At 36.7% G+C, this 3645-nt stretch carries 2 protein-coding genes; one reads left to right on the top strand and one right to left on the bottom strand.

Annotated features, from left to right (window positions below):
* Window positions 1-315 precede the first annotated feature (315 nt).
* Complete coding sequence (locus tag EXA13_RS16200) at window positions 316-2034, top strand: NACHT domain-containing protein (protein WP_238134053.1); 1719 nt, start codon at window positions 316-318, stop codon at window positions 2032-2034.
* Window positions 2035-2707: 673 nt separating this feature from the next.
* Here EXA13_RS16200 and EXA13_RS16210 read toward each other — a convergent pair.
* Window positions 2708-3529 (bottom strand): NAD-dependent epimerase/dehydratase family protein, encoded by an 822-nt coding sequence (locus EXA13_RS16210; protein WP_238134055.1) that lies wholly within the window; start codon window positions 3527-3529, stop codon window positions 2708-2710.
* Window positions 3530-3645: the final 116 nt, after the last annotated feature.

Consider the following 3645-nt stretch of genomic DNA (forward strand, 5'->3'; position numbering starts at 1 on the left):
AGACTCGATCGTTAACTTTTATGAGAACAGAAAATTGATAATATTTTCTTTGGCTACTAACTTGATAACTCCAACAACTTATTGATTAAATGAAACAATTCAAAGAATCACGATTAAGAATCAACGAATGATTTGTTTAATTTCACGAACATCGCCTAACGCCGCATTAAGGTGTGAGCAGCGCTTGGCTATACTTGAGCGAAGCGAAAGCGCCAAGCGTTGCGAATCACTCTTAAATGCTTTGTTAGTTGCCTGTCCGACAGTAACAAAGGTATTATGCACCTGATGCCGTACCGTGTTTAAGAAAGGAATACCATGATTGGAGAAATAGTTGTAGCCGAGTCTTTCAAGCTGGGGTTAACAGAAGCCTTTAACTTCCTAAAAAGCAAATCATCAAGCTTCAAAAACTCACATAAAGTGGATATTGAGCAAGCATACCTTAAAGCATCAAACGTAGAAAACGTTAAGACTATTTGGCAGGTTGACAAAAGCGTAAATCTAAATGATTTTTATTATCCATCTAATATAATTGTTGAAGGTAAAGTTATTCAAGTAGAGTCTCTAGACATATTCCCTGAAAATGGAAAGATTGTAATTCAAGGAACGGCAGGGCAAGGAAAATCCATATTGCTTCGTCATCTAGCTGGCGTTACATTAAAAAGAAGCAAGGTAGTGCCCTTATTTATAGAGCTAAGAAAAATAACCGACAAAACAGATTTACCGACTCTTATCTGTCAATCTTTAAATGAACTTGGAATTAATTCTACAGAAAAAGACTTAGAACATATTTATGCTAGCAATCAATTCTCATTATTATTTGATGCCTTTGATGAAATACCTGAACATAATTTAAAAGACACTTTAAGGTATATTGAAAGCATCTGTGCAACCTATTATAAGCAACAAATTCTGATAACATCTAGACCAGGATCCGAGATCCAAAAAGTGCCGGCATTTGAGGTTTTCAACTTAGAACAAATAGAGCTTTCCGATTTTAAGCCAATGTTATTAAAGTTTTTCAATAATGATGACGTCACAGTTCATCAAATAATGAAGAGTTTACATGAAAACAATAGCGATATAATAAGCCTAGTAACCACACCATTACTACTCACTCTATTGGCGATAACCTATAAGACTTACAATAAAATCCCTACACAATTACACGAGTTCTATGAAAATATTTTCCATGTACTAGTCAACCGACATGATGCAACCAAACCTGGATTCCGCCGAGAATATAAATCCAAGTTAAATGAAAGGGAGCTGGAAGACTTATTCTGTGGGTTCTGTTTCTATAGCATGATAGAAGACAAGACTTCTTTATCGCGACAAGACGCATTAAAAGTAACTAAGAAAGCTAGCGAATTCTTGGGTGTTACACCCTCGTCAGAATTTAGTTTCTTAAGCGACTGTATAAAAAACACCTGCCTTTTATTAGAAGAGGGATTTAACTATCACTTCATTCATAAAAGTATAAGAGAGTATCACTCTGCTAAGTTTATTAGCTCCAGCCCAAATGAGTTGAAAGAGAGATTTTACACGATTGCTAAAAATAGCACATATAAATATAGAATTGAGTTAGATTTTCTTAGCGTTATTGATGAACACTACTTCAATAAGTGTTTTTTACTTCCTTCCTATGAATCTATATTTAGAGATTTAGGACAAATAGAAAGTTTTAATGGTATAAACCTCAACAATCTTCTCAACGAGTCATATTTATACTTCACTGGTGATAAGAAACGTTTAGAATATTTTAGTTTAAATCAAACTCCTATTTGTTCAATAAATTACATGAATGATGCATATAACACTATAATAAATCTTATAATTAAAATGATCAACAATCATGAGTTAAGTCCAGGTGAAGATAATAAGCTTAGTATAGTAAAAGCAATCACAGACTGTGGATTACATGAGGAAGGAGAAGCAGTTATAAATGAAACTATTAAAGCAATGCATAGCAGGTTTATTCAAATGAAGAACCGATTTGAGAGAAAGGATGCTTTAATCTCAAGTATGGATTTTTGATCATACTAAGTTTGCCAACACTACAGTTTTGATGTGTTGGCAACTAACGCCGCATTAAGGGGCAGGCAACGCAAACAACTGAACTTAAACTAACCTGCCGTAACCTCAAATGCCAACCCAAACCAAAAATGCCATGCGTTGATTGTCCCTCTTAAATGCTTTGTTAGGCGATTTTATAAACCATTTCAATCTCTTACCAAAGAAACATCAGAACAAACCAAATTAAAACAACATGTGAGTTTAACATTGACCCTGTAATATTCACTTGCCAACAACGAAACTCATGGTCTAGTTCAAAGAAAAAATCACGGCCACCAAGCTCATCGAAAAATCATTCAACTGTTAAGGATGAACTTAAGACTCGAAGAACGAGAAGCACAAAGCTTATCAAATATGAACAGACTCGATCGTTAACTTTTGTGAGAACAGAAAACCGCTGAGATTTTCTTTGACTGATAACTTGATGGATTCAACAACTCATTGATTAAATGACATAATTCAAAAAAACACGATTAATAATCAACTAATCATTTGTGTAATTTCACGAATATCGCCTAACGCCCAATTAAGGGGTGACCAACGCTACCACCCAACCTAAAGCATTGCACCGTAACCACTAAAATTAAGTAGAAGTAAAAATGCCAAGCGTTGGGAATCCCTCTTAAATTGTTTGTTATGTGTAATTTTCTATGTACTTCCTTAATGACTCCGTCGATTCAAACAAGGGACTAATTGGAAGATTAAGATTTAGCTTTTCAATTTCGACTGCCGAAGAGCCATGGCATTTCTCAAAGTCACTCCAACTGCTCTTGTGAACCTGCTTTACGATTTGAAAGTCGAGTAGCAATTGAGAAAACGCTTCGGGGCTATAACCCTTAATCTCAGCAATAAAGTGTTGTGTAGCCGGACGTTTACCTTGAACCAGTGCCAAATAAAATCGAGCGATGTCATTAACATGGATATATTGGTTGTAACCTTGAGATGGTATCGCTACTTGGAGAGTTTGGTCAGATAAGGAATCTACAATCCGCTTTAGCTGACAGTTTTCACCACCATAAACCAAACTAGGACAGTAAACGACATGCCACTTCTTTTTGATAGCACAACCTATTGTAACTGTGTCCGGTTTCACAGCCTCTAGAGGCTTAAGCCTAAATTCTTTGAGGTCATTGTGAGAAGCGTTGCCAAATAGCCAAACGCCTGATGTGTGGATTTTTGTCGCACCGTCAGCCGCTAGTCTATCCAGCTGCGTTAGCAGCTTGGACTCTATATCAGCTATTTCCTCCGGCGAAAATTCTGACCAATGTGGGCGAGCACAATTTATAACGATATCAAAGTAACCAGAGAAATCTGATGGCACATTGGTAAGCTTCCGAGCAGGAGGTAAGACACCGCTAGTCCTGCTATAAGTCGAAACTTCAAAGCCACTTTCGACAAACATCATAGTCACGTGGCTACCAATATACCCATTGGCCCCTGATATAAGTACTTTCATCACGGAAATCGCATGAACATCCCCGTCATTCAAGGGCTCCGAGAACCTTACTTAAGTAGTTTTCATCCATTGCGCAGTTCATCCGTTTGCGTTTAATACCACCTTTAAATGTGGTT

Origin of the sequence: Vibrio cincinnatiensis, from assembly GCF_022113815.1 — a bacterium.
Classification (GTDB): Bacteria; Pseudomonadota; Gammaproteobacteria; order Enterobacterales; family Vibrionaceae; genus Vibrio; species Vibrio cincinnatiensis_A.

Excerpts from the sequence above, each read along its gene's own strand:
- EXA13_RS16200 (WP_238134053.1), top strand. The coding sequence starts at position 316 with ATGATTGGAGAAATAGTTGTAGCCGAGTCTTTCAAGCTGGGGTTAACA.
- EXA13_RS16210 (WP_238134055.1), bottom strand. The coding sequence starts at position 3,529 with ATGAAAGTACTTATATCAGGGGCCAATGGGTATATTGGTAGCCACGTG.